Genomic DNA, 25,854 nt, shown 5'->3' on the forward strand with positions numbered 1-25,854 from the left:
AGGCAGACAAACAATAAACCCACTACTGAGTGGGTTTATTGAATATTAATGCACCTTGGGGGAAATAGCTTATCCACTTTTAATGTGTCATGACGAGCGAGATACTTCAGAATTGATAGCATTCGCCTTGTCGTGAAAAGCATCCTTACTCTGAGTCACCACTGGCACCAAGTAGATGCAATAAGCTAGTAAACAAATTAAAAATAGCCACAAAAAGACTAACCGTAGCCATAATATAATTGGTTTCGCCGCCTTTTATTATGTTGTTGGTTTCATACAAGATTAAGCCAGACATCAGCAGCACAAACATCGCTGAAACCGCCAATGATAAAGCGCTTGATTCCATAAAGAAGGCAGTCAGGCCCAATATAAAACCAACGATGATGCCAACCACCAAAAAGCTACGTAAAAAGGAAAAGTCTCGCTTACTAAAGACGGCATAAGCTGATAGACCAACAAACACCACAGCTGTTGTTACCGCTGCTTTAATCACTACAGTAGGCGCCCCAGCCCAATAAGCGCTTAATAATGGCCCTAACGTAAGCCCCATAAATCCTGTCAACGCAAAGACACTAAGGAGACCAGCGGCAGAGTTTTGGGTTTTATGGGTCAAAAACAACAGGCCGAAATACCCACCCAATGTAAGTAATAGGCCCAGTGGTGGCATATTCAAAACTACCGCCAAACTCGCCGTAAGACCACTAAACAATAAGGTCATTGCTAATAAAGCGTAGGTATTACGCAGCACCTTGTTGACGCTGCCTACCTCCACTCTACCAGTAGCAGTGTGAGAAAATTGCATTTGACTAGACATATGACACTCCAGATTGATCTAAAATTAAACTTAATTCGCCATGAGATAATTGCCGCACAGAGACATGCTCGACTTTGCGCAGTTTGTTGTAACGCCGTCTAAGAGTGCGCTTAGCTACACTTAGCGCTCTTGCTAAAGCCTTGTGCAAATTGGCTTGTTTAGCAACCACATTGACCGTAGGTAAACCAAACAAAACAAGTTGCACACGACACTGCTTATCTTCACCTCCTTTAGGGCCGTTTACATCACTGAAAATGACGCTAACCTTCCGGATTTTTTGCTGAGTTCGCTCGAAAATAGCAGTAACTCTTTGGTTAAATTCTTCCTTCAATTGCTCACTGATATTTAGATTTTGTGCCTGAATATTTAATTGCATAACAACACCCTCTTTCAGTTAAAAAACAAAGTTTCTAGAAATCGTTCTATATTGCAGCTTACTGCTCCTGCTTTTTGCGGGCCAATGATATGATCACAGCACCCAAACACGCTGAGAGTAAGGACGCACTCAACACCCCTATTTTGACACTATCGAGATATTCAGAGCTGTAGCCCTCAAAAGCCAAAGAGCCTACAAACAAACTCATGGTAAAACCGATACCGCACAAGATAGACACCGCATACACCTGCAACCACGTAACGCCCGCGGGCAATTTAGCCACACCGAGTTTTACGGCTAACCAACAGGCGCCGAAAATACCCAACTGCTTACCCACAAATAGACCTGCGATGATGCCGATGACCACTGGCATTAAAATAACGTCTGCATCAATAAACCTCACCCCTGCGTTAGCAAAGGCAAACACGGGTAAAATTAAAAAGGCCACCCAGGTATGCAAACCCTCTTCTAATTTTAGCAACATAGAGCTTGAGCTTTGAGTTGAGCCATCAAAAGTGGGCTTCAAAGGAATAAACCACGCAATAGCGAAACCAGCTAAGGTAGCGTGCACTCCAGACTTTAAGACTGCCGCCCACACGACAACGCCCACTACTAAATAAGCGGCAGGTTTTGCAACATTGAAACGATTTAATAAAAACAGAATACATAGGCCCGCTAAACCAACACTTAGAGAGAGCAATGACATATCAGCTGAGTAGAAAAGCGCAATAATAATGATGGCGCCGATATCATCAAAAATGGCTACCGATAGAAGGAATAATTTAAGGGTAATAGGTAAGGCTCGACCAAATAAGCTAAATACACCTAAGGCAAAAGCAATGTCAGTGGCCGCAGGCACTGCCCAACCTTTAAAGGTAACCGCGTCGTGATAGTTAAACGCGGCATAAAATAAAGCGGGCACCATAATACCTGCAATTGCGGCGATGGCGGGCAAGGCAACTTTTTGTGGCGAACTTAAGTGGCCGTCAAGCACTTCTCGCTTGACTTCCAAACCAATTAAAAAGAAAAAGATGGCCATTAAGCCGTCATTGATCCACAACAGCATGGGTTTATCGATACTAAAGGCACCAATACTAATGGTGACTGGCATGTCAAATACCATCTGGTATAAGCCAAAGGCAGGGCTGTTTGCAATAATGAGCGCAAACAAAGCCGCCGCGACAAGAATAACCCCACCAGCGGCTTCATGTTTAAACAATGCCGTAATCGAATGCCCCATAAAACCTAACTCCTGTGAAGCGCAATATAATTTGGAGGCAAGCTTGCCATGACGTCAATATAAGATATAGTCGATTATAACTTACGATTACATCGGAAATATCTGACTAAAATGGCGCAGCTCAATTACCATCATTTGTACTACTTTTTTGTGACCGCTAGAGAAGGCAGTGTGGCTAAAGCGGCAGAAGTGCTGCATGTCACACCGCAAACGGTTAGCGGTCAAATTAGTACCTTTGAAAGCTATTTGGGAACCGCCTTATTTGATCGAATAGGCAAGCGATTGTTTCTTAATTCGCTAGGAAAAGTCGCGTATGAATACGCAGAAGAGATTTTTGCCTCAGGCCATGAGTTACTAGATATGTTGCTAGAAAAACGCGAGCAACGCATGCGTACTTTTACCATAGGCATTACTGATGCTGTGCCTAAAGTATTGGCATTTGACTTAATTCACTCCACCAGCAAAAAGTTTGATTCAACCCGCTTTATCTATAAGGAAGGCGAGTTTGATACCTTGTGTGCTGATTTAGCCATTAATAAACTCGACCTGATTATTGCCGATCGTAACTTAATACCTGGCAGTAATATCAAAGCCTACGGCTACGTTCTAAGAGAGTCGGGCTTAAGCTTTTTCGCCAGTCACAGTCAAGCCGAAGTCCTACGCAAAGGCTTTCCGCAATCACTCCAACACGCGGGCATGTTGATGTCGGGTGAGAAATCCTCAATGAAATACAACTTATTAGCGTGGTTTGAACGCTTAAAAATGAGTCCTAGAATTGTCGCCGAATTCGACGACACCGCCTTGCTGAAAATGTTTGGTCAAGAAGGCCACGGAGTATTTGCAGCCCCAAGCAGCATTGCTGAGCACATCAGTCAGCGTTATGGGGTCAGTTGCATTGGTGAAACTCTAGACATTACTGAACGGTACTACGCTATTTGTACAGACCGCACCGGTAAAAGCGATATTGTGCAGCATCTTCTTAACCAAACTAAATAGCCGCAACTCTGCGTTTAAGCCGCAGAGCTGAGGGCGCAGCCTTAAAAGTACTTAATCAAGTTCGATCGACTGCTATGTTTGAATTGAGCAAAAGCTTTTGTAGGCAAAAACAGCAGTAAAGCTAAGCCAATAGCAATGAGCCAAATTTGCCATACATGATCCACTGCAAATAACTCGCCCTGATTAGGGCCTAGTGTGGTAAGTAACACTTCGTATCCCACGAGCAAAATAAATAGATGCACAATGTAGAAAAACATTGGGGCAGAGCCAAAGGTTTCAATTGCTTTGGTGAACGCATTATCTGCATTTTCTAGCAATGCCAGGGCAAGAAACAAGCCGCCTAAGGTCAGCAATATAAAATCCAAAGACGGTGGATACTTAGTGTAATTGAGAAACGACATAACAGTTAAGAAGGGATCAAGACTCACCGACCACGGCAATGTTTCACCATACAGATTGAATGAACGCAAGACTAACAAGGTAAACCACGCGCCAGCAAAAGCCAGTAGCAAAATACGTTTTCGCTTAGCGCTAGCCACAACAGATGAATACAATGGCCCCATGCAATACCCCAACAAAATTACCCCAATCCACGGTAACACAGGGTACGAGGCTTTTATTTTAAAATGCTCACTGGTGTAGATAAAACCGCGATCGTGCAAAATAGTCCAAATCGTGTATCCCCACTCATTGGGTGCAAAATGAATAGTGCTTAGCGCGTTGTGCCCTGCCACGATGAGTAAGCCAATAGCGAGAATAAGTTTGTAAGGTAAAGCACTCGCTAAAGATAGAACCAGCATACTTATCCCGATAGCCCACATAACTTGTAGCCATAACGTCTCATAGCTGCCCATCCACAACCAATTGATGACAGCTATTTCAATAAAGATGATAAACACACCCCGTTTAAATAAAAATCCACGAGGTGAACGTTGAGGCTTATTGGCAGGATGAGCGTATAACCACGCTGACAATCCGCTTAAAAACACAAAAACTGGGGCACAAAAATGCGCCGATAAGCGAGTGAAAAACAGTTGAGGACTGGTAGTATCTAGTTCCATTGGATCAGACACTTGTTGATGATAAAAAAAACGCTCTCGAACATGGTCTACCAACATAAGGAGCATCACCAAGCCTCTAACAATATCGATAGAGGCTATACGTTTTTTGATATTTTCTTGAGTAAGTTGCAGCGATATATCCATAAATTAACCTAAATAGAATACGCAAAGCGGCCACTACCCGACCACTTTGCATTTAACAAATGTCATCCACAAAGAGCATTAAAACTCATAACGAAGACTGGCTTGAATCGTGCGTGCAGTGCCCGGCATGGTCCACAAGGCTGAGTAAGAGCTAACGAAGTATTCTGCATCAAATAGATTATCTATATTGACACTTGCCACCAAATTATTGCTTATATTAAGCGAGGTAAAAACACCCACTGTTGTGTAGTTAGGTAAGATGTAGTTCGGCTCGATAGTGTCACCTAAACGTTCACCTACATAATTGACACTTGTGCCGATTTTAGCGTAGTAGCCGCCCAGTTGAGTAAAGTGTTGCAAGGTTAAGTTGGCGCTATTTTTAGGAATATTAATTAACTGACTCCCTCTAGGAATCGTGACACCCCAGTCCAAATTCACCATGTCGTTACCTGTTTGAGCATCTGTGTACGCATACGCAAAGTGTAAACTGGTATCAGCGCCTAAGGCGGCTTGCAAGTCAAGTTCAAGCCCTTGACTTTGTGCTTCTCCAAGGGCAAAAGACTCGCCACTACCATTAGGCTCAGCAGTTAATATATTAGATTTTTGCGCTTTGAACATCGCAAACGTGCCGCTGAAACCTGTTGCATCGTCGCCAAATTTAATCCCTGCTTCATAGGATTGACTGTGTTCGGGTTTAAACGCCTTACCTTCAGAAGTAGTGCCGGAATTGGGTCTAAAACCCTCAGAGTAACTCAAGTACAGGGAATAGCTTGCTGAGGCTTGATAAACTAGCCCCAATCTTGGACTGGTGGCAGTTTGCGATTGCGCCTCTTTGCTCGCATGTAAACGATCAAGCAGATTTTGCTCAAATTTGTCAAAACGAAAGCCCACCAACATTTTCCAATGGGCACTTAGGTCAATTTGATCTTGCAGGTAAACGCCAAATGCACTTTGTTTTTCTTGCCTATCGGTGTTGGGGCTTACCTCAGGCTGAGCCTGTCCGTAAACAGGAGAATTAAGGTTAACAGAGTAAGTGCTATCTTGTCCCCCCCAGGTACTGCGCCAGCGCTGTTGAATTTGATCGAGGCTATAATCATAGGCATCTGCACCAATGAGCACATGATGTAAAAGTTCCCCTGTTTGAATATGCCCACTGAGTTCGAAACGGGCGGATGAATCCCTTGCATCGTAATCTCGGTATCGTCTCTGGCGAGAAACCGTTTTGTTGTCCAAATACAGAATTTGTCGGCCTGTAGATAATTCGACCTCTGTGGAATAGCCGTCAAATGATGAAGTTCGATAGCCAAAACCGTACAACATATCCCAATTTTCATTGAATTTTTGCTCAAAGGTGAGTTGGTGGCCAAGGGCTTTTACTTGCATAGGGCCGTCATTTGGCTCACCAAAAAATCGCTCTCGGGGCACTGTATCAAAGTCGTTGTTCAGCACCACAATACCACGATCAAATGGGGTTTCTTGGTCCAAAAACTCTAGCTCATAATTTAGCTGCAAGGTGTCGGAAAGTTTGAATAATATGGAAGGTGTCAAAGATAAGCTTTGGCTGTCTATCGTGTCTCTAAAGCTGTCTGCGTCTTTGTAAGCGCCATTTACTCTGTAGGCAAGTTGCTCATTTAACGCGTTGGAATAATCGCCTTCTACACGATAGTTATCATAACTTGCCACTGAAGCTTGTAAATAACCCTGCTCACTGAAAACGGGCTTTTTTGTGAGTATATTGATGGTGCCACCAGGTTCACTGCGGCCGTATAGAGCCGAGCCTGGCCCTTTTAGTATTTCAATACTTTGAATATTTGACGTGTCTCGACGACCACTAAATCCCCGACCAGCACTAAAACCATTGATTAAGTAGCCGCTGGGCAAATTTTCATCACCGGCAAAACCACGAATGGCAAAACTGTCCCACAAGCCACCAAAGGAGTTTTGCGCTGCGATACCACTACTCAAGCTGAGTGATGACTGAAAGTCAGTGATGCCTGCATCAAGCAGCCGTTCGCTCGAGATAGTTTGTATCGATTGAGGTAATTCCTTTAGTGGAATATCCCCTCGAAAAGGTTGTCTGTGCTGCACTACTTCTATCTTTTCAATGGGAGCTGAACCAAGGTCAGCCTCGCCTTCTTTTGGCCCTGCAACAAGGGAGAATGAAACACTTGTCCCTGCAATACTCAGTGTTGTGACGATCACCTTGTTATATAACTTCACTTTCTAGCTCCTAAAAACCAACCATAAAGAAATGTTATAACATAACAATATCAAGATAAATAAAAATATGACCTTGAGCTTAGAAAATGATGTTTAGGGTTCAAACTGCACGTAACAGGATAGTAAACGGCCCCTAGTTACCCTCGCCCGTACACAAGTATTATAAGAAATCGCGACGTAAGCCCCTCTAAAATGTGAGCAGGCTTTGTTTATTAGCGCCTATCGCGCCACTTGACCAATACGAAAAAAGCAGCCGAAGCTGCTTTTGTATCCTTGACTTTTTAGTTAGGGCAAATAGGTGTTGCCGCTGGGTTCCGAGCTCCCCAGTTGAGCTTGTAAGCGCTCAGTGCTGGCCTGTTCCGTTTGCACAAACTTAAGCCATTGCTTGGCCATACCTCGGCTACTCGTGTGCTTTTCTGCTTCAGCTAATTCATTTAGCGCCACGGCATAATCACCCAGATTAAAATGCGCCATACCCAAGACTAAATGCACTGTCCCTTCATTGCGTAGATTACCCTTTTCAAGCGCAGTTAGGGATGACTCAATGGCCAATTGCCACTTTTCCATATTCAAGTAGGTTTGGGCTAATTGTGAATCAAGCTCACCGTCTTTTGACAATTTCGCCGCGGCCATCATCACCGGAACCGCTTTTTCGTTTTCTTTAGCAAAACTCCACGCTTGAGCAAGGAAGGTTAAATTGCGCTCATCTTTGGTTAATTTACCTTGCTGCATGCCGCTTTCCATTAATAAAGCCGCTTTAAAAGGAATTTGATGGTAATAATACAACTGAGACAAATTAAAAATATCAGAACCCGTGGCGATGTAATCCATTTGGTAAGCAATTTCCATATAGGCAAGTTGTTGTTTCTCATCACCTAATTCACCATACATACCCGCCAGCTGGATCCAATAAGCAGGCTTTTCATACTGCTTAACTAACTTTAATAATACATCTTTCACTTTCTCTGGCTGCTTGAGTTCGAAGTACACGGCGCGCTGCAAGACATACCAGTTTTCATCTACCTGAAACCCCTCTGCACTGTTTTCTTGCTGCTCAACCGCGGCGTTAATATAAGTTGATGCCTTGGCATAATCTTGCTTTTGGTACATAGCCTGCGCTTTTAAAACAAGGTTTTTTGCCGGTATGTCAGCGCCTGGCGTGACCTGCCTTTGTATCGCTTCCCATTTTTCAATAAATTCAATGGTGCTATCGTAGTTACCGCGCATCATATGCAATTGCGCCAGACTAAATAACGTTGCCTGTTCAAATGAGGTAGGAATAGGCTGTTGTTTTACCACTTCCTCAAACGAAGCGATGGCATCGTCAAATTGCTCTAGGTTGTAGTGAATAAAGCCATAAAAGTTATACATCATGGCCAATTCATAACTGTTCATCGAACTGGCTTTATCTTTCACTTCATCCAGGATTGAAAAAGCCTCTTTGGGTTTACCCGCATCAGCCGCATTTTGCGCCCGAGAAAGTTGCTCATACACTTTGCCACGTAAGGTTGGTACTCGCTGCGTTTTACGTTCGTTGCCGTTCTCTTGGGCAAAAGAGGCCGTAGAAAACCCTGCAACCAGTATCGACACACTTAATCCCATAACAACGCTGATGGCTTTGACTGTATTTTTTAGCTTTGCTTTATTCATGACTCTTAACCCCCAATCTCAAAGGTAACCCGTACTTCAACCCCTGACACTTCTGCAGCATCACCGTTAACTACGCGAGGTTTATATTTGTATTTTAAGGCGGCATCCATGGCGGCTTGCTCAAAAATGCCCTCTGGCGACGCAGCTACCACTTTAGGGTCGCGCACTGAGCCTTGCTTGGTTACGGTAAATTCTAGATCCACATAGCCTTCAATGCCTCGTTGCAATGCTCGGCGAGGATACACCGCAGCAACCCGAACAATAGGTAAATACTCACCGTCACCAGAGTCCAAGGCCAGGCCACCGTCTAAGGCTAAATCTGCGGTCACATCAGCACCAAAGTCCATACCACTGGTGGCAGTATTGGGATTGGCTGCTTCCATCTGTGGCTGTTCCATTTGCGGTGGTGGCGCCTTTGGGGGCGGTGGTTTGCGGGGTTTACGATCCTTAGTTTGCGCCGCTTCTTCTTGTTTTAAGCGCACAAAATCAAGCACCGAACCAACGGGTGGCTCGCTTAGTTCTTGGTCTGCGCTTTTGATCAAAGCTTGCATTAACAAAAACAAGCTAAGCGTGATTAGCGCAGCCAGGAAAATAGATAAAAGCAGTCTTAACATGTGTTGCTACTCTTGTGCCGCAATAGAAACATCAAACACACCGGCTGCACGGGAGGCATCCATCACCTTAATTAAGGTTTCAACGTTGGCTTTTCTATCTGCTTGGATCACCACGGAACCTTGTGGGTTTTCAGCCTTTAAACGTTCAATATTGGCTTGTACCGCACGCACATCGATACGCCGTTTGTTGATCCAGATCTCACCTTTGTCACTGATGGCAACCAAAATATTGGCGCGATCCTTTTTCACTGCCGTCGCTGCTTCAGGACGATTGACGTCAATACCCGATTCTTTGACAAAAGACGCCGTCACAATGAAGAAGATCAACATGATAAATACGACGTCCAACATGGGTGTCATATCGATTGTGGCTTCTTCTTCTTCTACTAAATTTTGAAAATGTTGTTTCATGGTATTTACCTTTCAGCAGGCGCCCAGCGCTAGCGTTGAATTTCTAATGCGTCTTCTAAATGAATGCGTTCAGTTTTGGCTAAACGCGTTAACCAGGTTGAGGCAAATACACCCGACAAAGCGCCAACCATACCCGCCATAGTGGGCACCGTCGCTTGCGATACACCTGCAGCCATTGACCGAGCGTTACCGCCACCTGACATGGCCATCACATCAAACACTTGAATCATACCGGTGACCGTACCCATTAAGCCGAGCAGCGGACAAAGCGCCACTAAGGCTTGGATGATCGGCAAACTAAAACGCAATTTCAGGCTGATACGCGAAATCATCGCTTGTCGTATTTGTTCTGCATTCCAAGAGGTGCGGTCGCTGCGGTTTTTCCACTGTGCGATCGTTTGGCGTTTTAATTGTTTATGACCAAATGACACGTAGAGGATCCTTTCCAGTATCAAAATCCACATCACAAAGATGAGGCCACCAATAACCAGCAGCACAGTGCCGCCGGTTTCGGTGAAGTCTCGGATTGATTCAAAGATCTCAACAAACATGGTCTTAGGCCTTTGCTTTAGCGTGTCTTTCAGCGCGCTCGGCAATAACGCCTGCGGCTTGTTCTTGCAAAATCATCACGATGTTTTTGCTTTGAGTGCTTAATAATGCGTAAAGCAAGGTAGTAGGAATAGCCACCACCAAACCCAGTACGGTGGTAATAAGTGCTGATGAAATACCACCCGCCATGATTTTGGGGTCACCGGTACCAAATAAAGTAATCTGCTGGAAAGTCACGATCATACCGGTCACTGTGCCTAACAAGCCACCTAAAGGAGCGACGACCGAAATCATTTTTACTAAGGTCAAGAAGCGACCTAATTTTGGTACTTCGCCTAAAATAGCTTCGGTTAAATGCAGCTCGAGCACCTCTGTATCAACATCGGGATACTTGTCTTTGACCTGCATAACGCGGCCAAGCGGGTTATTACTCTTAAAGGTGTCAGATTTTAATTGGCGGTTCACTTTGGCAGTAATGCTGCTTAGCACAAAGAAACGCCAAAACGCGACCAATATACCCACAGCACCGACGGCAATGATGATATAACCCACAAGCTCACCTTGATGCACACGTTCTTCTAAGCTTGGCGCTTGTACTAATAAGCCAAGGATCGAGCCACCGGTAGGGTCTAAACCAAATTGCACTAACTCACCATTTGACTTTTGTAAGGCTGCGGCGCTATCTAAGTAACGGTCAGCGGGTTGACGAATCAGTTCATTTACCGTTCCCGTTTCGCCTTCGTAATCGAGGTATTTACCATCAGCAACTAAAGCAAATGGCCCAACTCGCACGATTTCTTTATTGACTTTGGCGCCACCGGCCTCAACCACATCGCGGTTAAAGCGAGTGACTTTGCCAGATTCAGTCATTTCACGTTGAATTTCAAACCACACACGTTCGATTTCTTCAATGGATGCTAATTTAGAGCTGGTACCCATTGACTGGGCTAGGCCATCTAAAAACGCAGAACGGCCCTCAATTTGCGCTGAAATAACCGAGTTTGAAAATTTGTTTTTGGTGTCACCCGCAATCTGCTGCAGTACGCCAAACAATTCTTTTAATGAACCAAGGCGTTTATCCAAAGCGCCATTTAAATCGGCCAATTTGAATTCATTTTGTTCAAATTCAGTTTCAAGTTTTTCAGAGGTTTTTAACGCGGCATCACGCTGCGCACCAGCTGACTTGAGCATCTGTTCTTGCTCAGCGCGCTTTTGGGTGAATGCTTGCTCACGGGCTGAATTTTGTTTGCTCTGTTGAAATTTACCTTGCTCGAGCTGCTTCAATAAGGCATCCAAATCCAAGGCTTTTGACTCTTGGGCGAAGGCCGTTGACATACTTAAAACAGAGACAAAAATTAAGGTACAAGTGTGTTTAAAAGTGAATTTCATGTTCATCATTCTCTTAATCAGTGATGGCAACTGGAAGCATTAACAGGTCTGGCGCCATTTGTTTTTTGGCCATACGCAAACCTTTAGTCACTTGGGTGCGATAGTCAGATGATAGCGCTTCCCACTTGTTAGATTCTTTGTTCCAGATACCTTGTAGACTGCCATCTCGAGTTTGATAAATCAGGGCGGTACGGCCGATGCGTAAAAAATCCACGTTGCGCTCTTGCCCATCAATGGTGTGCAAACCTGCGTAGGCTTCTAGGGTGCGTCCATAATCCATTTCTACTTGATACGCTTCCATCACCCGACGAAACTTTTCAGAGGGGGCAACGTCAGCACGATCCATCATATTTTTTAAGTCGGTGATACGATTGCTGCGCTCTTCTTGCAAAAATGGCACATCTAAGGCAACAAACTGCTCAAGGCCATCAATCATGCGTATCATAAGAGGCGTAATTTGACGCTCAATAACACTGACATCATCAATGGAGCGGTTCAAATCTGCCATTTCTTGCACTTGATTGGCGATTTGCTTACGCAACTGGCTGTTGTAAACGTCTAAGCCTTCAATTTCTTTATTGATGGTTTTAAATTGCTGTAATTTGCTGTCGATTTGGTCAGTCAGATTATTCACTTTGACCTGAGAATTCGCCGCTGACTCGTTGATTTGAGTTGCGGTTTTAACGGCAGGCTTAAGGTCGTTATCTTCCTGCGCAAAGCTGGTACTAGCGGTAAAAGCCGAAGCCACAGTAACGGCAACCATTGTCGCCCGAAACTTACCGGTGAATATGCTCACTCGTTTCATTCTTAAAACCCTACATTAATTTTACAGCGTGATGCTGCTCCAATAAAACTGCGCGAAGAATAATAGGAATGTGTGACAAAAATATTACAGGACTGACATAAAGCCCATGGCTAATTTGAAGCAAAGCGGCAACAAGAGCCGCTTGCACGGCTCTTGTTAAACTTTTATGACAATTAAAACTCGTGTTTATATGACAGGCTAAAACCGATTCCTTTTGTTTCAGAACGAAACAAGGTGTTTTCAAACTCAAGTTCCCGTTGTTCATCCAATACATTTTGGACTTTTACCTTTACCGTTGAATTAAAATCAGGGTAATAGGTGTAAACCAAATCAATTGAATGGAAAGGGGCTTCATAGCTGTCATCAAAGCCGTCGATACCAGGGATTAAGATTCGATCACCAAACACGTTGTACACCAGCGAAGCAGAGTGATTTCCGTTTGGCGCATCGTAACCCACCTGTAAGTTAGCCACATACTTAGAGTGACCGGTTAAACGGCGTTCTAAATTTGTAATGGCAGCAGATACCCCTGTTTGTTCAACGATGTTTTGACGATCCAAAACGATTTTCGAATCAGATAACGTGACGTTTCCTGACACAAAAATGCTGTTCCAAACTTCACCACCTAAAAAGCCTAAGCCTTTCAAAAACTCAACTTCGATACCTGTTAATTCGCCCGTTTCAGCGTTTGCAATACGAATTAACGGTGGACCATCTTGTGAAGGTGACTGCACCGATTCAATGGGTGAGGCCATGTCTTTATAAAACAAACCAACCGATACGTTATCGCCTTGATCGAGATACCATTCCCAACGCGCATCGTAATTTTTCATCGCTGTGGTTCGCAGGCCCGGAGTGCCTTGCACTGGCGAGTCAGTTAAGGGATCAATGTAGGTAGAGTTCGACACTTCACGCAAATCAGGACGTACTACGGTATCGCCATAACTAAACCTAAATTGCATTGTATCGCTCATTAAGTAGGTCAGGGCTACTGCGGCATAAATATCGTCTTCTTGAAATGTCAGCTTGGATAAGGCATCGGGATCGGTTTCATCGATATCGATTTGGTTTGAGCTGGGCCTAAAAGGCACAACAGCTTGACGAAAGTCTTCCCAGCGAAAACCACCACTGATGCGCCATTGATTGTTATAAAACAAATCGGCTTCAAGGTAGTACGCGTCAACCTTTTGCGCGGCTGCGTAATCATCACCATCAATAGTAGTATTCGAGATTAACGGCGTTGAATTTAGCGCGGCAGCATCCAGTACGTCATCACCAAGAATGTCGTTAAGGGATGAGCCCACCAGCACTGAACTGTCAGCAAAACCACGGGTATTAACATCAAATCGGCGGTTGTCTGCAGTACGCGACTTAGACACAAAATCTGCACCGGTTTTTAGCTCTACTTCCCATTTATCGAGGGTCAGTGGATAACTCATATTCCAGCCCGCGTTTTCAACCCGGTCGTTTAAGTCTTGAAACTGATAACGGGCGGCGGTTTTAGCGTTCGTTAAGCTGCTTTCGTTGACTTTGTCATACAAACCATCACCATTTGCGTCAGTCAAAATAAAGCGCACATCGACATTTGCAGGTGCATAACGAGCAGAGCGCCCCAGTGAATAGCGCCAGTCAAAGGCTAAAAAGTTAAGCGCGGTAAAGGTGTGTGTGCCTTTTACCTGTGTGGTGTAAAGTCGGCGCTCTTCGTAAACCGTTTCGATATCACGAATTCGCTGGCCATCACTCAATTGAATATTATTTGAGTTACCGATTTTTTCTCTGATTTCGTCAACGGTATCATTAAGTATGACTTGGCTAACATCAATGCGATGTTGTTTGTTGTAATCAATACCGAAGTTAAACATGCCTGACCATTTAACGGAGTGTTCGGTACTTTGTACTTCATCAAAAAAGCGGACTAAGCGAATTTCTTCACCGTTGCGCTGGGCATCTTCACCGATGAATTCATCGGCAACACTCCAGCTGTTGTCGTAACCAGCGGTCATTAAAAAGCCGTAGCTAATATCTTGATTAAAGTCGTAAATATTACCTAATGTCATATTTAAACCAAAATCAGGATCAACAGATGACATATGCGGATCTACATCACGATTTAAGGTTTTTAAGAGTTCTTTGGCTTCGGTGGTGCCCAACTCACGATTAAAAAATTGTTTGTTTTGCCACAGCACCTCAAATTCTTGCGGCGCAGCACGCGTTCCATCATCTTTACCAAACCAATCATCACTGCCGCCGTTGTATTGAAGGGCGTCATCAAAGTTTTCGCTATTTCCGCCAAGACTTCCTGTCATATTAAACACAAAATCACTAGGGATAGTTTTTAGGCGAATATCAACATTACCCCCACCAAAGGCTGCAGGCATGGAAGGCGAAAATGATTTTTGCACTGATAATGACTCGATAATATCCGAAGGAAATAAATCCAATGGAATAACCGAACGTGAGGGGTCGGGACTCGGCACCGCAGAACCATTGAGCTGGGTACTTGAGTAGCGTTCACCTAAACCACGAACATAAATAAACTTACCGTCAACGAGGGTTAAGCCTGTCACGCGTCTAAGGGCTGATGCCGCGTCGCTGTCACCGGTTCTGGATATTTGCTCAGCACCTAGGATGTCAGCAACAAAAGCCTGATTTTTTCTTTCTTGTAGTACCGCAGTCGCGGTGCCTTTTAGGCGCGTACCCGTTGTAACTACTTCGTCTAATACCTGTTCTTCGTCTTGTTCCTGAGCATAAACAGGTGCATGTAAGGTCATGGCAGCAACAACGGCCATTGACAAACATCTTAACGGGAACTTTTGCACAGGTGATTTCATTATTAACCTCTTAAAACAAGCAAAGGTGAAACCGTCAATAATTAAGGGTTCTTGCGGTCTCTACTTACACAAAAATGCGCTACGTACTCGTAGCGCATTCGAAAGTTAATATGGATGGTTACTCTAGACCCACTGTCCAGCCAGCAGTCCAGTTATCACCTTCTTTTACTGCACCGATAAAGTCGGTGTTGTCAAAGAACGTTTCGCCAGAGAAGTCTTTTGGCGTTACCGTGCTGATAGAGAAGATGCCGTTAAGCACTGCAGCGCTGTTAGCAGCAACAGCATTACCCGCTTGAACACTCAAAAACCAGTTTTCAAGGTCAACCGCACCGGTGTCATTTTTAAAGTTTTCACCACAGGCCACCACTGAATGAGTGAAGGTAATTGTGCCATCACCCAAGTTCGTTTGGCTTTCAGCAGAGTTTTCTACTTCAAAACATTCCCCCATACCAGTAGGACCGGTGATAATGAAGTTAGCTAATTGAGCGCCAGTCCCTTCACGTAAGTACACACCTTCAGAATCATCTTCACCGTCAAAGGTATTACCGATAATGGTTACGTTGGCAACAGTAGGATTAGATTGGGGTTGTGCATCGGGTGTAGAGCCGTCGTTGTCGGCTTCAATACCACGGTTGGCGTCGCTATTATCTTGCGCTTGACGAATTAGCACGTATTGAATTCGACCACGGTAGCCGTTGTCCCAGTCAATGTTGTCGTCTTGGTTAGCCGTCAGTACTAAATGTTTAACATCAACATTACCACCAAAGAACTCAACTCCATCGTCGGCATTTTGGTGAATTTGGATGTAGTCAACTGCAGTACCCGAGCCCACACCGGCAAAGGTAATACCATTTAACTCGTTGTCAGGCGCAATCTCGTAACCACCGTTCATAACACGAACGTAGTTTAAGGTGCCAGAGTTATCCGTTTCATTTGTTCCACCAAATACCGCCCCTTCTTGTACACCTTCAACTTGAAGCGCACATGCACCAGTAGCTGGACATTTGTTTGAAGGTGCATTACCCAGCAATACCACCCCACCCCATTGACCAGCAGCAGTATTCAAACCCTGCACATCTTGAATAGAGGTGAAGGTAATTGGCGCGGCCGCAGTCCCTATCGCGCTAATTTTAGAGCCTCGGCTTACTACTAAGTAATCGTTGCCTGATGCGCCGTACAACGTCACACCAGCATCAATTGTTAACGTAGCACTATCAGCATTATCGTTACCGATAAAAACAGCACCAGATAAGGCATACAGGTTGCCTGACGTTAAATGTAAATCAGCAGTAATACGGCCAGACACTTCACAAGTGGTCGTTGTACCATCAGCCTCGGCGATAGAGATCGTGCCACTTGGGCAGCCAGAGGTGCTTTGTACTACTTTGATATCGCCGCCACCAAACCCAAAGGCCCAGCCGTCACGCCAGTCGCTACCTGATTTAACCGCACCGATATAATCAGTCGCATCAAAGAATGTATCCACCGCAGAAGCATCAGCAGCGCCGGTTAATAATGGCGAGCCCGCCATTGGCGTGCCGTCTGCATTGAGCATGGGTGCAGCAACGCGATTGCCCGTTTGAGTGTTTAAGAACCAGTTTTCGAGGTCTACACCAGTGGCATCAAACTTAAAGTTTTCATCATTGGTACAGCCCAACACTGAGTTAGACATAGTGATGGTGCTATCAGCCAAGTTAGCTTGTGATTCAGTTGAATTTTCAACTTCAAAACACTCACCCATACCAGCAGGACCAGTGACAACCATATTGTAAATTTGTGCCCCTGAGCCTTCACGTAAATAAACGCCTTCGGAATCATCTTCACCGTCAAAGTTATTACCGATGATGGTCATGTTAGCAATCATGGGATTTGATTGCGGCTCTGCATCAGGCGTTGAGCCGTCATTGTCACCTTCGATACCACGGTTGGCATCACCAGATGACTTATCTTGCTCAACATACACATATTGAAGTTTACCGCGAAAGCCATTGTCCCAGTCAACGCTGTCGTCTTGGTTGCTGGTTAACACCACGTGTTTAAGATTCACTGCGCCACCAAAAAACTCGATACCGTCATCAGCGTTAGCATGAACTTGGATATAATCCACTTCAGTACCTGACCCCACACCACCAAAAGTAATGCCGTTTAATTCGTTGTCAGGCGCGATTTCAAAGCCTGCATATTTAACCACCACGTATTTCAGAACACCTGAGTTATCTGTGTCATCCGTGCCACCGAAAACGGCACCTTCTTCAACACCCTCAACTTGCAAAGCACAATCACCTGTTGCAGGGCATTTGTTAGACTTAGCGTTGCCCAACAACACCATCCCCCCCCATTGACCTGCACCAACTTGGTCGCCTATCACATCAGAATAGGAGGTCATGATAATGGGAGCTGCAGCGGTGCCTTGTGCTTCAATTTTAGAATCACGGCTTACCACTAGGTAATCACTGCCGTTACGGCCAAAAATAATGGTGCCCGGCTCAATAGCTAAGGTCACACTGTCTGCTTTATCGTTACCAACAAATACGGCACCTTCAAGCGCCCATACGGTGTCGCTTGTTAAGGTGATTTTTCCGCTGCTATCGGCCATTGAATCAGTTAGGCGACCAGACAGTGTGCGAACCTCAACCGTTTGCCCAAGCGCGGCTGATACTTGAGTCGAAAGGAAAGTACTGCTCTCACCTGGCAATGTTTCTGTTGGAGTCGGAGTAGGCGTGGGAGTCGAACCACCAGTGTTGTTGTTGGTCACACTGTTATCGATGTTACCTTCAGTAATATTGATATCACCGCCACAGCCAGCCAAAATTAATGCTGTTGCAATCGCGCTAGCCTTGAATATGCGTTTAAGTTCCATTGTGCTCTCCGAATGCGAGTCAAGTTATTAGTTATGAAAACGCCGCAAAGGGTAAACAAAGGGTGTGACAGTTTTGTTACATATAATCAGCGTCACAAAACTTTAATATTTGACTGTAAAACTCAGAGAATGGGTTGGACGGAGCCCCTTAGTGCTCTCTAAACCATTTAGTGATGACCATCTTTTCGCCCTCGGTAATTGGCAGCGAATGATGTAGGGTATTAGGATTGGGATGACCGGTTTTTGTCACGTTATTCCACAGCAGAGCCCTGCCTTGAGTTGGCTTAAACGAACGTTGTAACAAGGGAAATTCGGTTTGCCCTCCCTCGCATTCTTGATTGAGATAGACCATGAAGGTCCAAGTGCGCTGCCCCTTTTGTTTGGCAAACTTAAGATACTCTTGAGTACCCGGTTCGAAATAATCAGTGTGAGACTTGAATTGCTGCCCGAGCGCATAATGTTGCGCTTGAATTAACTCACCGTTTCCGACGGAAGGTGCCAGCGTACTGAGTATTTTTTGTTCTAGTTGCTTAACGATGCCCTGCCCAACTAAAGCCAAATCACAGGTGGTTGAAGTTCTTACCTCTTCACCGTCTTTTGGTTGGGTTACCGTTGATGGTCGTAATTTGCCTTTGACAAGATTGATAATCTCTTGGCATTCGTGGCCTGTTAAAAAATCATCAATTTGAATAAGTTGCGCCCGCTCTTGTTCAACCTCAATGGCATGTATTTGCCCAAGGTGTTGATAGATGCCAGGCTTGGCAACCGACTGATAAAATCCGCGGTCTTTAAAAAAAGTGTGTTGTGCAGGTAGATTGGCGCCAAGGGCTTTTTTACAATCTTCATAGTTAAAACCGTTATCTAACAAAGTGGCCAACAACTTTGGCGCAGGCACACCTTGAAGGAGGTTTTGAACAATCCAATTATTCCAGTTGTTAGGTAACATTTATGTCACATCTACGTGTTGGAGATGTGAGTCAATTCAGCAGAAAACTCACATGAAAAATCACTACCCACGCCAATAGCACTAGCAATTTTTAGGTTTGAATTGTGATGAGTCAGCACATGCTTAACAATAGACAATCCTAAACCAGAGCCACCTGTTTTACGTGAGCGCGCTTTGTCAACGCGATAAAACCGTTCGGTAATACGAGAGATATCCTGAGCAGCAATACCATCACCGTTATCTTTGACGCTGAATCGTGCACTGTTTTGGTTTACATGCCATTTCACCTCGATCACCCCTTTGTCTGGCGTGTAATGAATAGCGTTAAAGATTAAATTTGAAAAAGCACTGCGTAACTCCGACTCAATCCCATAAACGCGCAAGCGCGGGGAAATATCAAAAAACAATTTATGCTGTTTATCTCGATTTAGCGCTTGGGCCTCTGATTGAATTTGCCAGAGCAGTTGGGGCACATTCACTAACTTATCGAAGGTTCGCTCATTGCTCGCTTCAATGCGCGACAGTTGCAATAACTCTTCAATTAACGTTTGCATACGGATTGACTGAGTGCGCATCTCTGTGATGGCTTTGTTCATCATTAGCGGTGGCATATCTGCCGCATCAGGCAACATTTCTAAATAGCCATTAATAACGGTTAGCGGTGTTCTTAGCTCATGAGACACGTTTGCAACAAAATCTTTGCGCATTTTTTCAATCTGACTCAAGCGAGTCACATCGCGGATCAATAACATCAAGTTATTGTCGACGAAGGGGACCACCCTAAACTCTAATATTTTCTGCCCGTTGGCTGGAGACGGAATCTCTAAAGGGCTATCAAAACGCTTGCCAGTAATAAAGGTCGTAAAGTCAGGTCGATTAATCGCTTCAACAATACTGCCAGCTTGTTTTTCTGGCCAGGTTAAACCTAGCTCAATGCGAGCCAAGCGATTACACCACACAATTTTACTGTCATGATCAATAATCACCACGGCATCTGGCAGAGCTTCAGAACCCGCTTTATATGAACTAATTATTCGGCTTAATTGCTTACGCTTGCGACGGCTTTTCAACTGATTAGCGTGGATACCTTGATAGAGCTGACCAAAAATACCAAAGGTGGTAATAGGCGACATTTTTTTACTGTGCCAAACCCACAAATTTAACTGAAACAACAACCAGCTTTGCCACGCTACTATCGCTAAAGCAAGCAGACTGATACTCAGCCAAAAATGGGAGAAGTAGCTACCAACTGCACCAACTAAGGCAAAAAGCGCAAATATTGCGACTATATTGAATAGCCATAGATACGGTTTTTCCATCGTTAACGACGTCTCCTTGGTTAGGCGGCTAAGCCTGTCATATTTGGCTTAGTATGCCAGAGAACTATTACACTTTTGTGGAAAAACGATATCCCGCACCGCGAACAGTTTGGATCATGTTGTCGTGACCAAAATCTGATATGGCTTTTCTTAAGCGCCTGATATGCACATCAACGGTGCGGTCTTCTACATAAACGTTGGTGCCCCACACGTTATCTAACAGTTGCTCGCGGCTATAAACCCGCTCTGCATGGGTCATAAAAAAGTGTAGGAGTTTAAATTCTGTCGGGCCCATGTCTAGTGGTGCATCGTTCGCGGTAACACGATGTGACACAGGATCCAACTTAAGCCCCTGATATTCAATAATATCCTCACTTGACGTAGGCGTCACACGGCGTATTACTGCCTTGACTCTAGCAATAAGCTCTTTAGGAGAAAAAGGTTTAGTAACATAATCATCTGCCCCTGCTTCTAAACCCCGTACCTTATCTTCTTCCTCACCACGAGCAGTCAACATAATGATTGGGATATCCCGCGTATACTCGTGCTGTTTTAGTTTTTTAGCTAATTGCACACCCGAACCACCGGGTAACATCCAATCAAGTAAAATTAAATCAGGGTAAGGTTCAACTACGCGTTCCAGTGCTATATTAAAATCTTCTGCTTCAATCGTCTCGTAGCCTGATTGCTCCAAAACAAACTTAAGCATGTCCCGAATTGGCGCTTCATCTTCTACCAACAATATTCTTTTCGCCATTATATTGAGATCCTTTTACTTCAAAGTCGGCAATTATTAGCTGTATATGTGACACTTTTATTAAAGTCTCTGTAATGAGTCTTAAATGTTTATACTTAAATGCAAGTTTACGATAGATTATAGCAAGGTTGTTATATGCTAAATCCTTGTTAATTTACGAGATAACGCATATTCTTTGAACACTATTTTACCATTAGGGAAAGTGATTTATTGATGGCTAATATTAAACAAGGTTTGTCCAAAAGATTATTAGCCCGGGTGCTATCAGTCTATTTTGTCTTGACATTAGTCGTTACCGTTGGCCAAGTTTTTGCTGAATATTTGAATGCTAAAAGGCATATTGAAAGCGAACTTCAAACCCTAAAAAACACCTTCAGTACCAGCTTGACTCGAGCAATTTGGGAGCTAAACACGCCTCAGGCTAAGTCTATAGCAACTGGCTTGATGGAGCTACCCATCGTTGAAGGGGTGCAAATAAGAGATGAAAATGGCAATTATATTGCTGACTTAGGCTTAACCGCTAAGCAAACCATTGAGCCGATTACTAAAGGGGTGGTGCGCGACCACGCTGGTGGAACATTCGGCTATGGCTTTCCGCTTATTTTCGAGTTTTCAGGTCGAACGTCTTTAGTGGGTGACGTGACCTTGTACTCTAGCTCCACCATCATTTTAGGCCGTATTGAGGTAGGGATCTTTTTCTTAGTGGGTAATGCATTAATTAAAACCGCCTTTTTGGTGTTTTTATTCATGAATGCCTTTCGTAACATGTTAACCAAGCCGCTTACTGAACTAACCCAGCAAATCTCAGAATTTAATCTAGACGACCCAGAATCATCAAAATTAGCCTTAAGCGTAGATGATGACAATGAGCTGACATTATTACAGAATTCTTACAACAATCTGATTGACGATTTGATCAGTTTTCAGTCAAAACTAGCTGGCGCTCAAGCAGATCTGCAAGCAGCCAATCGCAGGTTGGATGATCAAAATATTTCACTTGAAGAAGAAGTGGCTAAAAAAACCGCCACACTCAGTAAAATTATGTTGGACTTAGAACAACAAAAAGATGAGCTATTAATAAATCAGCGCGAGCTGCGCCAAGAGAACGAAAACCGTCAGTTTATCGAAGATGAATTAAGAAAACGTAATTCTGAACTGGCGACATCGATGGACACGCTGCAATTGGCCAAAGACCAACTTGTTGAGTCAGAAAGAATGGCTTCGCTTGGTGGTTTAGTCGCAGGTATTGCTCATGATGTAAATACCCCCTTAGGCGTGAGCGTAACCGCAACCAGCTTTTTACAAGAGCGCGTGGTCAATTTACAAAATGCTTTTGAAGAAAAAAAGCTGACTAGCAGTACCATGAGTTCTTTTTTAACAGACGCGCAGCAAACGATTACTTTGCTGACGAATAACTTAAACAGAGCCTCTGATCTTATTTCGAGTTTTAAACAAGTCGCGGTTGATCAAGCAAGCGAAGCAGAACGGGAAATTAATGTTCGTCAGTATCTAGGCGAAGTGGTGCATTCGTTAGCGCCTAACTTGAAAAAAACCCAGCATAATATCGAAATACACTGTCCAGATGACTTAATCATATTGTGCGCGCCAGGTGTATTAGCACAAATATTTACCAACATGATCATGAACTCTTTAATACATGCTTTTGAGAATAAGATAAAAGGTACGATAAAAATTGATATCAGCCGCAGCAATGACACCCTGACAATCGACTACCGAGACGATGGAAAGGGTTTACCTGAAGGCACGCTGGAGCGTCATTTCGATGCATTTTTTACCACCCGTCGTGGCAAAGGTGGAAGCGGTTTAGGTACCCACATCATGTACAACTTAGTCACCCAAACACTGAAAGGCGACATAGAAGCATTCAGTAAAGTGAATCAAGGCCTGCGCTACTTGATTACCATACCTTTGTAGGCGACTAAAATCGTAAAAATCAATTGTCAACGTAGCGAATAAGGGCAAAGACTGTTAGTCTCACTGCCCTTTTTTTGTAATAGCTCTGTGCGCTATTCGACTTTGTTATCTGAGCGGAACAATTATGTGGTTTAAAAATTTAAAACTTTATGCACTTACCCAGACCTTAGACATTGCAGAACAGGATCTTGAAGACAAACTAGCTGAATTCAGTTTTCGACCTTGTGGCAGCCAAGATCTTGCAACCATGGGGTTTTCTTCACCTATTAATAGTGGTCAAACCTTAATACATGCCGCTGCAGGTCGTATTTGGCTTACCCTAAAAAAACAAGAGCGTATATTACCCGCTGCGGTAGTGAACGCCGAATTAGCAGAAAAAGTTGCGCAAATTGAGGCTGAAACAGGCTCTCCTGTTGGCAAAAAAGCCCAACAAGATATGAAGCAAGAAATTGTGCATCGTTTACTGCCCATGGCCTTTACCAAAAACAGCTTTACCCATGGTTTTATATCAACCAAAGATAATTTGGTGGTCGTTGATGCTTCTGCCGATGGAAAAGCCGAAGCCTTTTTAGCCATGTTACGCAAAGCTATTGGCTCGTTACCGGTAGTTCCTTTAGCCCGCCAAACGGTGCAAGCACAGCTTACTGCGTGGTTACAAAACCTAGATGTACCTAAAGACATTGTTATTCTTGAAGAAGCTGAGCTAAAAGCATTAGAAGAAGACGGTGCTATCTTACGCTGTAAAAATCAAGATTTAGGCAGTGAAGAGATCATTAACCATATCGAAGGTGGCAAAGTCGTGCAAAAATTAGCGGTAGAGTGGGATGAAACCTTATCTGCGCTGATTCAAGAAGACTTAACCATTAAACGCCTAAAATTTACCGATGTGGTGCGTGAACAAAACGATGACATTCCCAAAGATCAGCAACTCGCCAGAATGGATGCTAATTTTGCCCTTATGTCGGGTGAGATTGTACGTTTTGCCGCGCGCTTAAAAGAGATGTTTGATCTTAATAACGCAGAATAAAATATGCTAACAAAAAAGCCCCGTTAGCAGCTAATCTGCAAACGGGGCTTTTTAGACTAACTCATTATTAACCGAATACGTGTTTAGCACTATCTCGGTATTCTTTAAATTCATCTGACAAGAGTAAAGAAACATTAGGTACAATTTTCTTTGCTACCGCAGCTTCAAACAATTCTGATTCACCACTGTCAAACTTACCTGCTAACACAGCACCTAAACGAATAAGGTCTAAATAAGAGATCGTTTCAGTTTGTACAGACAGATCTTGCCAGCTTTTGGCTACTTGAATAAATTCAGGTTCAAAACCCCACGCTTTCATTATGCCTTCACCAATTTTCCCAGATAATCTGTTGATGGATACATCAAGAAACGTCGGATTAGCAAACACTTCTGCATGACGTTCAGCTTCGGTCAAAACAGGTAATGCACCTATATTGGCGACTAAGGCAGCTAACATCATAGAATCAAGATTGAGGGCTCTGTTTTTTGTCGCTTTGGTGTGCACTTGCAGCACTGCAATAGAGCTAGCAACAATTTCAATTGTATCAGCCCAGATTTTTTCCATGTACGCTTTAACAACAGGGTTTTTAGATACAAATAGTTGTTCCATTGCTAAGGCCGTCGCAATGTTTTTGATTTGACGTAAGCCAATGCGCGTAACGGCTTGAGAAGTAGAGGTTACCTTCACGGTTCGGCCCAAATAAGCACTGTTAGATATCTTAATCATGCGAGCACTAAGAGAAGGATCTTGCCCGATAACATCAGCCATTGCATTTAAGTTTATGTCTGGATTATCAGCCGCTTTTCGTACTTTGAGTGCGATAGCAGGAAGGGTAGGCAATACCAAGGTATCGTTATTGATCTTATCTATCAATATTGTCAGCAATGCGTTTTCAGTAGACATGTAATTACCTGTTCAAATTCTTAACAAAACCATGGTTTGTAGAATGTTTATTATTGTTCAATGAGTGTAACGCTAGTCAATTATGTTTTAAATAACAAAAAGTTAAAAAAATGCTAATTTAGGGCAATTCAGAGGAATATCAGATGATACGTCTTTCAATTTTGTTATATTGCGTTTGTAAGCCACTAAGCCTCCCCACATTAAATGATAAATAAGGTTTAACAATGACAGTTTTATTTATTCCCAAAAAGATTTGTATTGCACTTATTACTGCGGGCCTAATGGCATGCAGTCCAGCGCAGCCCCCTGTTGATAAAGAACCCAGCGCGGCTACATCTCAAGATTTGCAACTTCTAGCAGCACAATCTGAGCGTTTAGATATTTATAAAAAAGTAAAATTAACCAGTGATTTGAGCCAATATTCCGCCCAACAGCGTGAAATGCTCAGCGTACTGATACAAGCAGCTAGCATTATGGACGACTTATTTTGGCGTCAGGCCTTTGGCGATAATAAATCAGAATTTTTAGCGTCGATCCCTGACCCTAAAGTCCGCGAATTTGCGGCGCTAAATTATGGTCCGTGGGACAGATTAGCGGGTGATACACCTTTCCTGACCGCAACTGAAGAAAAACCATTGGGAGCTCAATTTTATCCAAAGGATATGACTAAAGAAGAATTTGAGCAGGCCGAATTTAGTGATAAAAAAGGTTTATATTCAATGGTACAACGTGATGGTAACGGCAAATTAGTGGCTATCCCCTACTCTGAAATATTTAAACCTGAACTTACCGAAGTCGCAAGCCTACTCAATAAAGCGGCATCCCTGGCACAAGACAGCAGTTTTGCCAATTATTTAAGTTTACGTGCTAAAGCTTTGCTGAGTAACGATTATCAGCCATCAGATTTTGCTTGGATGGACATGAAAACCAATCCCATCGAGTTAGTCATCGGTCCTATCGAAACGTATGAAGACCAATTATTCGGATACCGCGCAGCATTTGAAGC

General features: G+C 43.8%; 20 protein-coding genes and 1 pseudogene. 4 read left to right on the top strand and 17 right to left on the bottom strand.

Features of this window, described 5'->3' with window-relative positions:
• Positions 1–145: 145 nt before the first annotated feature.
• From NWQ57_RS00180 to nhaA, 3 genes are read right to left on the bottom strand one after another with little or no spacing between them, the layout of a single operon-like run.
• Positions 146–814 (bottom strand): Bax inhibitor-1/YccA family protein, encoded by a 669-nt coding sequence (locus tag NWQ57_RS00180; RefSeq protein ID WP_306019874.1) that lies wholly within the window; start codon positions 812–814, stop codon positions 146–148.
• Positions 807–1,190, bottom strand: a complete 384-nt coding sequence (locus tag NWQ57_RS00185) for an HPF/RaiA family ribosome-associated protein (RefSeq protein WP_306019875.1) — start codon at positions 1,188–1,190, stop codon at positions 807–809. Before NWQ57_RS00185 ends, NWQ57_RS00180 begins: the two co-directional genes overlap by 8 nt.
• A 58-nt stretch (positions 1,191–1,248) precedes the next feature.
• Positions 1,249–2,430 carry a Na+/H+ antiporter NhaA gene (gene nhaA, locus NWQ57_RS00190; protein ID WP_306019877.1) on the bottom strand — a complete coding sequence of 394 codons (1,182 nt, stop codon included), beginning with the start codon at positions 2,428–2,430 and terminating at the stop codon, positions 1,249–1,251.
• Between the two features lie 111 nt (positions 2,431–2,541).
• Between nhaA and NWQ57_RS00195 the strand changes: the two genes are divergently transcribed.
• The gene (locus tag NWQ57_RS00195; protein WP_306019878.1) at positions 2,542–3,426 is read left to right on the top strand and encodes a LysR family transcriptional regulator; all 885 of its coding nucleotides are present in this window, start codon (positions 2,542–2,544) and stop codon (positions 3,424–3,426) included.
• A 41-nt stretch (positions 3,427–3,467) separates the two neighbouring features.
• Here NWQ57_RS00195 and NWQ57_RS00200 read toward each other — a convergent pair whose 3' ends face one another.
• The 13 genes from NWQ57_RS00200 to phoB form a co-directional block, all read right to left on the bottom strand.
• Positions 3,468–4,631 carry a DUF1624 domain-containing protein gene (locus NWQ57_RS00200; RefSeq protein WP_306019879.1) on the bottom strand — a complete coding sequence of 388 codons (1,164 nt, stop codon included), beginning with the start codon at positions 4,629–4,631 and terminating at the stop codon, positions 3,468–3,470.
• A gap of 78 nt (positions 4,632–4,709) precedes the next feature.
• Entirely contained in the window at positions 4,710–6,851 is a 2,142-nt protein-coding gene (locus NWQ57_RS00205; RefSeq protein WP_306019880.1) for a TonB-dependent siderophore receptor, read from the bottom strand.
• 285 nt (positions 6,852–7,136) lie between these two features.
• Positions 7,137–8,501 carry a lipopolysaccharide assembly protein LapB gene (locus NWQ57_RS00210; protein ID WP_306019881.1) on the bottom strand — a complete coding sequence of 455 codons (1,365 nt, stop codon included), beginning with the start codon at positions 8,499–8,501 and terminating at the stop codon, positions 7,137–7,139.
• A 5-nt stretch (positions 8,502–8,506) separates the two neighbouring features.
• Positions 8,507–9,115: an energy transducer TonB gene (locus tag NWQ57_RS00215; RefSeq protein ID WP_306019882.1), complete on the bottom strand. Its 609-nt coding sequence runs from the start codon at positions 9,113–9,115 to the stop codon at positions 8,507–8,509.
• A 6-nt stretch (positions 9,116–9,121) separates the two neighbouring features.
• On the bottom strand, positions 9,122–9,526 hold the full coding sequence (locus NWQ57_RS00220) for a biopolymer transporter ExbD (RefSeq protein WP_306019883.1): 405 nt from the start codon (positions 9,524–9,526) through the stop codon (positions 9,122–9,124).
• Between the two features lie 29 nt (positions 9,527–9,555).
• Positions 9,556–10,077: a MotA/TolQ/ExbB proton channel family protein gene (locus NWQ57_RS00225; RefSeq protein ID WP_306019884.1), complete on the bottom strand. Its 522-nt coding sequence runs from the start codon at positions 10,075–10,077 to the stop codon at positions 9,556–9,558.
• A gap of 4 nt (positions 10,078–10,081) precedes the next feature.
• The gene (locus NWQ57_RS00230) at positions 10,082–11,410 is read right to left on the bottom strand and encodes a MotA/TolQ/ExbB proton channel family protein (protein WP_306019897.1); all 1,329 of its coding nucleotides are present in this window, start codon (positions 11,408–11,410) and stop codon (positions 10,082–10,084) included.
• Between the two features lie 67 nt (positions 11,411–11,477).
• Entirely contained in the window at positions 11,478–12,227 is a 750-nt protein-coding gene (locus NWQ57_RS00235) for a DUF3450 domain-containing protein (protein WP_306019898.1), read from the bottom strand.
• A 215-nt stretch (positions 12,228–12,442) separates the two neighbouring features.
• Positions 12,443–15,100: a TonB-dependent receptor domain-containing protein gene (locus tag NWQ57_RS00240; protein WP_306019885.1), complete on the bottom strand. Its 2,658-nt coding sequence runs from the start codon at positions 15,098–15,100 to the stop codon at positions 12,443–12,445.
• Positions 15,101–15,218: 118 nt separating this feature from the next.
• Entirely contained in the window at positions 15,219–17,960 is a 2,742-nt protein-coding gene (locus tag NWQ57_RS00245) for a hypothetical protein (protein ID WP_306019886.1), read from the bottom strand.
• A gap of 148 nt (positions 17,961–18,108) precedes the next feature.
• Complete coding sequence (locus NWQ57_RS00250; RefSeq protein WP_306019888.1) at positions 18,109–18,906, bottom strand: 2OG-Fe(II) oxygenase; 798 nt, start codon at positions 18,904–18,906, stop codon at positions 18,109–18,111.
• A gap of 11 nt (positions 18,907–18,917) precedes the next feature.
• Positions 18,918–20,225 (bottom strand): phosphate regulon sensor histidine kinase PhoR, encoded by a 1,308-nt coding sequence (phoR, locus tag NWQ57_RS00255; RefSeq protein WP_306019890.1) that lies wholly within the window; start codon positions 20,223–20,225, stop codon positions 18,918–18,920.
• Positions 20,226–20,292: 67 nt separating this feature from the next.
• Complete coding sequence (gene phoB / locus NWQ57_RS00260) at positions 20,293–20,982, bottom strand: phosphate regulon transcriptional regulator PhoB (protein WP_306019891.1); 690 nt, start codon at positions 20,980–20,982, stop codon at positions 20,293–20,295.
• 213 nt (positions 20,983–21,195) lie between these two features.
• Between phoB and NWQ57_RS00265 the strand changes: the two genes are divergently transcribed.
• Positions 21,196–22,917 (top strand): ATP-binding protein, encoded by a 1,722-nt coding sequence (locus NWQ57_RS00265; RefSeq protein ID WP_306019893.1) that lies wholly within the window; start codon positions 21,196–21,198, stop codon positions 22,915–22,917.
• Positions 22,918–23,041: 124 nt separating this feature from the next.
• Positions 23,042–23,944 carry a recombination-associated protein RdgC gene (rdgC, locus tag NWQ57_RS00270; RefSeq protein WP_306019895.1) on the top strand — a complete coding sequence of 301 codons (903 nt, stop codon included), beginning with the start codon at positions 23,042–23,044 and terminating at the stop codon, positions 23,942–23,944.
• 67 nt (positions 23,945–24,011) lie between these two features.
• Here the strand turns inward: rdgC and NWQ57_RS00275 are convergent, their stop codons facing one another.
• Positions 24,012–24,848 (bottom strand): HDOD domain-containing protein, encoded by an 837-nt coding sequence (locus tag NWQ57_RS00275; RefSeq protein ID WP_306019896.1) that lies wholly within the window; start codon positions 24,846–24,848, stop codon positions 24,012–24,014.
• A gap of 224 nt (positions 24,849–25,072) precedes the next feature.
• Here NWQ57_RS00275 and NWQ57_RS00280 point away from each other — a divergent pair.
• Positions 25,073–25,854 (top strand): annotated as a pseudogene (locus tag NWQ57_RS00280) (Zn-dependent hydrolase); the annotation flags it as partial.

Origin of the sequence: Paraglaciecola sp., from assembly GCF_030730205.1 — a bacterium.
Classification (GTDB): domain Bacteria; phylum Pseudomonadota; class Gammaproteobacteria; order Enterobacterales; family Alteromonadaceae; genus Paraglaciecola.

Coding starts and splice junctions, on each gene's coding strand:
- nhaA (WP_306019877.1), bottom strand. CDS start 2,430: ATGGGGCATTCGATTACGGCATTGTTTAAACATGAAGCCGCTGGTGGG.
- NWQ57_RS00185 (WP_306019875.1), bottom strand. CDS start 1,190: ATGCAATTAAATATTCAGGCACAAAATCTAAATATCAGTGAGCAATTG.
- NWQ57_RS00220 (WP_306019883.1), bottom strand. CDS start 9,526: ATGAAACAACATTTTCAAAATTTAGTAGAAGAAGAAGAAGCCACAATC.
- NWQ57_RS00225 (WP_306019884.1), bottom strand. CDS start 10,077: ATGTTTGTTGAGATCTTTGAATCAATCCGAGACTTCACCGAAACCGGC.
- phoB (WP_306019891.1), bottom strand. CDS start 20,982: ATGGCGAAAAGAATATTGTTGGTAGAAGATGAAGCGCCAATTCGGGAC.
- NWQ57_RS00180 (WP_306019874.1), bottom strand. CDS start 814: ATGTCTAGTCAAATGCAATTTTCTCACACTGCTACTGGTAGAGTGGAG.
- NWQ57_RS00245 (WP_306019886.1), bottom strand. CDS start 17,960: ATGGAACTTAAACGCATATTCAAGGCTAGCGCGATTGCAACAGCATTA.
- NWQ57_RS00230 (WP_306019897.1), bottom strand. CDS start 11,410: ATGTCAACGGCCTTCGCCCAAGAGTCAAAAGCCTTGGATTTGGATGCC.
- NWQ57_RS00195 (WP_306019878.1), top strand. CDS start 2,542: ATGGCGCAGCTCAATTACCATCATTTGTACTACTTTTTTGTGACCGCT.
- NWQ57_RS00200 (WP_306019879.1), bottom strand. CDS start 4,631: ATGGATATATCGCTGCAACTTACTCAAGAAAATATCAAAAAACGTATA.
- NWQ57_RS00275 (WP_306019896.1), bottom strand. CDS start 24,848: ATGTCTACTGAAAACGCATTGCTGACAATATTGATAGATAAGATCAAT.
- phoR (WP_306019890.1), bottom strand. CDS start 20,225: ATGGAAAAACCGTATCTATGGCTATTCAATATAGTCGCAATATTTGCG.
- NWQ57_RS00235 (WP_306019898.1), bottom strand. CDS start 12,227: ATGGTTGCCGTTACTGTGGCTTCGGCTTTTACCGCTAGTACCAGCTTT.
- rdgC (WP_306019895.1), top strand. CDS start 23,042: ATGTGGTTTAAAAATTTAAAACTTTATGCACTTACCCAGACCTTAGAC.
- NWQ57_RS00215 (WP_306019882.1), bottom strand. CDS start 9,115: ATGTTAAGACTGCTTTTATCTATTTTCCTGGCTGCGCTAATCACGCTT.
- NWQ57_RS00250 (WP_306019888.1), bottom strand. CDS start 18,906: ATGTTACCTAACAACTGGAATAATTGGATTGTTCAAAACCTCCTTCAA.
- NWQ57_RS00210 (WP_306019881.1), bottom strand. CDS start 8,501: ATGAATAAAGCAAAGCTAAAAAATACAGTCAAAGCCATCAGCGTTGTT.
- NWQ57_RS00240 (WP_306019885.1), bottom strand. CDS start 15,100: ATGAAATCACCTGTGCAAAAGTTCCCGTTAAGATGTTTGTCAATGGCC.
- NWQ57_RS00265 (WP_306019893.1), top strand. CDS start 21,196: ATGGCTAATATTAAACAAGGTTTGTCCAAAAGATTATTAGCCCGGGTG.